7 protein-coding genes are annotated in these 6063 nt (G+C 73.7%); 3 read left to right on the top strand and 4 right to left on the bottom strand.

Translation table 11 applies throughout. The features are described 5' to 3' along the window. Together ACFVVA_RS21555 and ACFVVA_RS21550 are read right to left on the bottom strand one after the other, a co-directional pair. The coding region (locus tag ACFVVA_RS21555; RefSeq protein WP_387691659.1) for an amidohydrolase family protein at positions 1 to 332 on the bottom strand (332 nt) is incomplete at its 3' end. Then, the gene (locus tag ACFVVA_RS21550) at positions 329 to 1276 is read right to left on the bottom strand and encodes an ROK family protein (protein WP_359905868.1); all 948 of its coding nucleotides are present in this window, start codon (positions 1274 to 1276) and stop codon (positions 329 to 331) included. The genes ACFVVA_RS21550 and ACFVVA_RS21555, both read right to left, overlap by 4 nt. Before the next feature lie 338 nt (positions 1277 to 1614). Between ACFVVA_RS21550 and ACFVVA_RS21545 the strand changes: the two genes are divergently transcribed. Then, positions 1615 to 2895, top strand: coding sequence for an extracellular solute-binding protein (locus ACFVVA_RS21545; RefSeq protein WP_387691658.1), 1281 nt, complete (start codon positions 1615 to 1617; stop codon positions 2893 to 2895). A 57-nt stretch (positions 2896 to 2952) separates the two neighbouring features. Here the strand turns inward: ACFVVA_RS21545 and ACFVVA_RS21540 are convergent, their stop codons facing one another. Further along, positions 2953 to 3303 carry a cupin domain-containing protein gene (locus ACFVVA_RS21540; protein ID WP_387691656.1) on the bottom strand — a complete coding sequence of 117 codons (351 nt, stop codon included), beginning with the start codon at positions 3301 to 3303 and terminating at the stop codon, positions 2953 to 2955. Between the two features lie 93 nt (positions 3304 to 3396). Between ACFVVA_RS21540 and ACFVVA_RS21535 the strand changes: the two genes are divergently transcribed. Beyond that, a complete protein-coding gene (locus ACFVVA_RS21535; protein WP_387691654.1) occupies positions 3397 to 3642 on the top strand; it encodes a DUF3263 domain-containing protein in 246 nt (81 codons plus the stop codon). A 96-nt stretch (positions 3643 to 3738) separates the two neighbouring features. Next, the gene (gene otsB, locus ACFVVA_RS21530; RefSeq protein WP_387691652.1) at positions 3739 to 4578 is read left to right on the top strand and encodes a trehalose-phosphatase; all 840 of its coding nucleotides are present in this window, start codon (positions 3739 to 3741) and stop codon (positions 4576 to 4578) included. On the opposite strand, the gene ACFVVA_RS21525 is transcribed toward otsB, so the two are convergent. Beyond that, positions 4565 to 6031, bottom strand: coding sequence for a trehalose-6-phosphate synthase (locus tag ACFVVA_RS21525; protein WP_387691650.1), 1467 nt, complete (start codon positions 6029 to 6031; stop codon positions 4565 to 4567). The two genes, otsB and ACFVVA_RS21525, sit on opposite strands and share 14 nt — an antisense overlap. Positions 6032 to 6063: the final 32 nt, after the last annotated feature.

The raw sequence follows: 6063 nt of genomic DNA, 5'->3' as shown, positions 1-6063 counted from the left end.
TGCGCCTGGCGGGCGACCTCGTCGATCTCGCCGGTGACGGTGGAGGCGATCGTGGTGGTGGTGCCGTGTTCCAGGTGGGTCCGGGCGGCCAGCAGCGCCTCCTCGGCGATGCCGGAGGCGTAGGAGGCGCCGCCGCCGCCGTGGACGTGCAGGTCGACGAAGCCGGGGACGACGGTGTACCCGGTCAGGTCGAGGTCGCCGGGCGCGGTGTCGCCGCCGAGGCCGGCGATGCGCTCGCCCTCGACGGCGAGGCGGTCGCCCTCGACGACGCCGCCGGGCAGGACCAGGCGGGCGCCGGCCAGGGCAGTACGGTCACGGTCCGCGGTGGTCACGCGGTCACCTCCATGGTGAGCAGATCCCAGGCGAGCAGGCCCGCGCCCAGGGACGCGGCGGTGTCTTTGAGCATGGCGGGTACGACCTTCGGGGGCATCTGGAAGGTCAGTCGCTCGGTGACGGCCGCGCGCAGCGGAGTGAAGAGCGTGTCGCCGGCCTCGGCCAGCCCGCCGCCGACGATCACCGTGGACGGGTCGAGCAGGCTCTGGGCCAGCACGATGCCGTCCGCGAGGGCGTCGACGGCCTGCTGCCAGACCGCGAGGGCGCGGTCGTCCCCGGCGTCCACCGCGGCGGCGCAGGATGCCGCGTCGGCGTCGGGGTCGCCACTGGCCTCGGCCCAGGCGCGGGAGACGGCGGAGGCGGAGGCCAGTGTCTCCAGGCAGCCGCGGGCGCCGCAGCCGCACGGCGGTCCGCCCGGGCGGACCACGACGTGGCCGATCTCGCCGCCGTAGCCGTGCGCGCCCGCCTCGATCCGGTCGCCGATGCCGATCGCGCCGGCGATGCCGGTGCCGAGGGCGATGAACAGGAAGCGGTCGACGCCGCGGCCGGCTCCGAGCCGGCCCTCGGCCAGGCCGCCGGAGCGCACGTCGTGGCCGAGGGCCACCGGCATCGGGCCGCCGTCCGGTCCGGCCAGGCGCTCGCCGAGGAGCTTGCGCAGCGGGAGGTCGCGCCAGCCGAGGTTGGCGGAGAAGACCGCGATGCCGTTCTTCTCGTCGATCGTGCCCGGGACGGCGACGCCGGCCGCGAGCGGGGCGACGCCGAAGCGGCTGCGGCCCTCGTCCGCCAGGTCGGCGGCGAAGTCGAGGATGGCGGCGACGACGGCGTCCGTGCCGTGCTCCCGCCCGGTCGGTCGGCGTGCTTCGAACAGCACGGAGCCGTCCTGGGCGAGCAGCGCGGCTTTCATGCCGGTGCCGCCTACATCGAGTGCGATGACGTGCTTCACGGAGGACAGTTTCCCTTGGGCGGGTAGAAGAGGTCTAGTCCAGTTGTCGGATTGGTCTGGTCCATACTGGGTGAGCTTTGTCGCAGCTGCGGGGGTGTGCGGGGCTTTGCGCCCGGGGGCGGGGCCGGGTGCCGAACGGGATGTGCGGGGTGGGGGCGGGGGTTTTGTTGCGCATTGTGCAATGACTCCGCGCACTTCGATAACTACCGGGGCGGCCTCGGCCGGTGGTGTGGACCGGTGGTCGGCGGGTTTGGCAGTGTTGCGCCTCCCCCCGCCGGATTTCCCCCGATCCGGTCGACGTACATCCACGTTCATCCCCCCCGAAGGCGGTACCCGCGTTGAACAGGCGCGCCCACGTTCCCACCCGTGTGCTCGGCGGTGCGCTGGCCGGGGCACTGGCCCTCACCGCGGTCAGTGCCTGCGGCGGGCAGGACGACGGACCGGTCACCCTCAGGCTGGTCGCCGCCGACTACGGGGAGAGCCCCGAGACGAGCTCCCAGCACTACTGGGACACCGTCGCCAGGGACTTCGAGGCCGCGAACCCCGGGATCAAGGTCAGCGTCGAGGTGGACAGCTGGACCGAGATTGGCAAGAAGGTCGAGGACATGATCGCGGCCGGCAAGTCGCCGGACCTGCTCCAGACCGGCGGCTTCGCGGACCAGGTCGCGGCGGACCGGCTCTACCCGGCCTCCGACGTGCTCTCGGTGGACACCCAGGCCAGGTTCCTGGACACCTTCGCCCACGCCGGGCAGGTGCTCGGGACGCAGTACGGGATCCCGTTCGTCTCCTCGTCGCGGGTGCTCTTCTACAACAAGGCGATGTTCCGGCAGGCCGGGATCACCCAGCCGCCCGCCACCTGGAACGAACTGCGGCAGGACGCGGAGAAGATCAAGGCCAAGGTGCCGGGGGTGACCCCGTACGGGCTGCCGCTGGGGCCGGAGGAGGCGCCGGCCGAATCGATGCTGTGGACGCTGAGCGGCGGTGGCAGCATCTCCGACGACGTCGGCAACTACACCATCGACAGCGCCCAGAACCAGGCGACCTTCGGCTGGCTGAAGAGCAACCTGGTGAGCACCGGGCTGACCTACCCGGACCCGGGCAGGATGAACCGCACCCCGGTGTTCCAGGACTTCGCCGCCGGGAAGGTCGCGATGCTGAACGGGCACCCGACGCTGCTGCGGATGGCGACCGCCGGGAAGATCGACTTCGGGACGGCGCCGATCCCCAAGAAGGACGGCATCGGGCGGACCGGGAGCCTCGGGGTCGCCGACTGGATGATGGCGTTCAAGGCGAACGGGCACAAGAACGAGATCAAGAGGTTCCTGTCCTTCGTCTACGGCAAGGACAACCAGCTGAAGTTCGACGAGCAGTACAACCTCCTGCCGGTCACCCAGGACGCCTTCGCCCAGATGTCGTCGGACCCCAAGCACGAGGACCTCAAGCAGTTCGCGGTCGGGCTGACCAACGCGAGCTTCTACCCGTTCGGCGACCCGGCCTGGGGCGAGGTCAGCAACGGGATCAAGGCGGGGATCGGGCAGGCCGTCACCGGGGATCCCAAGCAGGTGCTCGGGGGACTGCAGGACGCGGCGGTGAAGGAGGCGGCCAAGGTCCGCAAGTAGGACCGGGGGCCGGGGCCGGGCGTGGGGATCCGCCCCGGCCCCGGTGGGGGCGCCGGTTCAGGGAAGCGTGATGGCGTAGGCCTTGCGGAGGGTCTCGTGGACCGTCCAGGTGGTGCGGTCGCCCTCGCGCAGGACCGCGCAGTCGCCGGGGCCGACCTCCAAGGTCGGGCCGTCCTCGATCTCGATGGTGGCCCGGCCGCTGAGCACCACGAACATCTCGTCCGCCTCCACGTCGGTGACCACACCGGGGGTGATCTGCCAGAGACCGCGCAGGTGGCGGCCGTCGGCGGACTCGGACAGCACCTTGCCGGTGACCTCGGGGGAACCGGAGACGACCTGGGACGGGTCCAGCGGGTCGGGGTCGAGGTCGGCGGCGGGAACGTGCAGGGCGAAGCTGGGCGTGGTCATGGGGGTGACGCTAGCCGGGCGCGGGGAGCGGTGGGGCGAGCAGGGTGTGTCGGGGTTGCGCGCGAGAATGACACTCCGTAGCGGTGGACGGAGGTGGTTCCGGTGGGCGAACCGGGCGGGCTGAGTGAGCGGGAGCGGGCGGTGCTGGCGCTGGAAGGGCGGCAGTGGCGTACGGCGGGGGCCAAGGAGCGGGCGATCCGGGAGGAGCTGGGGCTCTCCTCGACGCGGTACTACCAGGTGCTGAACGCCCTGCTGGACCGGGAGGCGGCGTTGGCGCACGCGCCGGTGCTGGTGAACCGGTTGCGGCGGGTCCGGGAGGCCCGGCGGGGGGCCCGGTGACGGGGCGGCTCCCGGGAGGGCGGCTGGGTGCTGGGGAAAGTAGCGGGCGCCGCGCGGGTGGGTGCGGAGGCGGCGGTCCGGGGTAGGGGCTTCGGTATGGGCTTTGAAGAGATGTTCGTGCCGGGGACCGAGGCTGGGCGGGACGGGCTGCGGGCCGTCCTGGCGGCGCCCGGGGACGCCGTGATCGGGTTGGACTTCGACGGCACCCTGGCGCCGATCGTGGCGGATCCGGGGCGGGCGCGGGCGCACCCCGGGGTGGTGGGGGCGCTGCGGCGCTTGGGCTCGGTGGTGGGGGCCGTGGTGGTGGTGACGGGCCGGCCGGCCGCGGTGGCGGTGGAGTACGGGGGGTTCGCGGGGCTGCCGGGGGTGGTGGTGCTGGGGCACTACGGGGCCGAGCGGTGGGAGGACGGGAAGCTCTCGGCGCCGGAGGCGCATCCGGGGGTGGCGCGGGTGCGGGACGTGCTGCCGGGGGTGCTGGAGCGGGTCGGGGCGCCCGAGGGGACGTGGGTGGAGGACAAGGGGCGGTCGGTGGCCGTGCACACCCGGCGGACGGCGGCGCCGGAGGAGGCGCTGCGGCTGCTGCGGGCGCCGGTGGGGGACCTGGCGGCCGAGCACGGGCTGGTGGTGGAGCCCGGGCGGCTGGTGCTGGAGCTGCGGCCGCCGGGGGTGGACAAGGGGGCGGCGCTGACCGGGTTCCTGCGGGAGCGGGGGGCCCGTGCGGTGCTCTACGCGGGGGACGACCTGGGGGACGTGGCGGCCTTCGCCGCGGTGGAGAAGCTGCGGGGCGAGGGCCTGGCCGGGGTGCTGGTGTGCGCCGGTGCGGTGGGGGACGAGCCGGTGCGGGAGCTGGCCGACCGGGCGGATCTGGTGGTCGCCGGGCCGGAGGGGGTGGTGGAGCTGCTGGGGGCTCTCGGGGAGGCGCTCACAGGGCGTTGAGCTGGTCCAGGAACCACTGCTGCGGGGGGAGCGCGGTGGCCGCCGCGGCCAGGCGCCCGGTGCGGTCGGCGCGCTCCTTCGGGTCCATGGTGAGAGCGGCGTGGAGGGCGTCGGCGGTGGCGATGACGTCGTAGGGGTTGATGGTGAGGGCGTCGTCCTTGAGTTCGGCGTGGGCTCCGGCCTCGCGGGAGAGGACGAGGGCGCAGCCGTTGTCGGAGACCACCGGGACCTCCTTGGCGACCAGGTTCATGCCGTCGCGGATGGGGTTGACCAGGGCGACGTCGGCCAGGCGGTAGGCGGCGAGCGAGCGCGGGAAGTCGTCGTCGACGTGGAGGAGCAGCGGCTGCCAGGCGGGGGTGGCGAATTCGGTGTTGATCTCGTCGGCGAGGCGCTGGACGGTGGCCGTGTAATCGCGGTACTCGGCCAGGTCGGTGCGGGACGGGTAGGCGAAGGCGATGTGCACCACCCGGTCGTGCCACTCGGGGCGGGTGCGGAGCAGGTGCCGGTAGGCCTGGAGGCCGCGGACGATGTTCTTGCTCAGCTCGGTGCGGTCGACCCGGACGACGGTGCGGCGGTCGCCGACGGTCCGGCGGAGGGCGGCGAGGCGTTCGTCGACGTCGGGGCGGTGGGCGCGTTCGCGCAGGAAGTCGGCGTCGGCGCCGAGGGCGTGGACGCCGAGGCCCGTGGTGCGGCCGTCGAGGGTGACGGTGAGCGCGTCGTGGTCGACGGTCGCGTCCAGGAGGTCCTCGCAGCAGGCGGCGAAGGCGCGGGCCCAGCGTTCGGTCAGGAAGCCGGCCCGGTCGGCGCCCAGGATGCCGGTGAGGACGGCCCGGGCGACGTCGTCGGGCAGCATCCGGTAGTACTCGGGCGGGGCCCAGGGGGTGTGCGAGAAGTGGCCGATCCGCAGGTCGGGGCGGGCCGCCCGGAGCAGGGCCGGGACCAGGGAGAGGTGGTAGTCCTGGACGAGGACCGCGGCGTTCGGGGCGGCCTCGGCGGCCAGGGCCTCGGCGAAGGCCTCGTTGTACGCCCGGTAGGCGGCCCACTCGGTGCGGAAGCCGGCGTCGAAGGCGGGTGCCGTGGGGGTCGCGTAGAGCAGGTGGTGGACGAACCACAGCGTGGAGTTGGCGACGCCGTTGTAGGCGCGGGCGAAGGTCTGCGGGTCGATGTCCAGCATCCGTACGGCCTGGCCGCCGACCTCGTGGCCGGCCAGGTCGAGGCGGCCCCGCGGCGCCTCGGCGGCGGCTCTGCGGTCGGCGTCGTTGAGGGCGGCGCAGACCCAGACGGCGTTCGGGTCCGCGATGGCGGAGAGGCCGGAGACCAGTCCGCCGCCGCCGCGGCGCAGGGTCAGCGTGCCGTCGTCGGCGGTGCTGAAGGACACCGGTCCCCGGTTGGAGGCAACCAGGACGGGGGCGGTGCCGGTCGCGCTCGAACGGTTGGTCGTGAGATCGCCCATGGTTGGGATGTTGCCGGGGGTTCGGGGCGGCA

Origin of the sequence: Kitasatospora sp. NPDC058048, assembly GCF_042885555.1 — a bacterium.
Classification (GTDB): Bacteria; Actinomycetota; Actinomycetes; order Streptomycetales; family Streptomycetaceae; genus Kitasatospora; species Kitasatospora lactacystinica.
This window is presented reverse-complemented; position numbering and strand designations above follow the sequence as displayed.

Bases quoted from the DNA above. Each gene is read 5' to 3' on its own strand.
- ACFVVA_RS21540 (WP_387691656.1), bottom strand. From the start codon at position 3,303: ATGACCACGCCCAGCTTCGCCCTGCACGTTCCCGCCGCCGACCTCGAC.
- otsB (WP_387691652.1), top strand. From the start codon at position 3,739: ATGGGCTTTGAAGAGATGTTCGTGCCGGGGACCGAGGCTGGGCGGGAC.
- ACFVVA_RS21525 (WP_387691650.1), bottom strand. From the start codon at position 6,031: ATGGGCGATCTCACGACCAACCGTTCGAGCGCGACCGGCACCGCCCCC.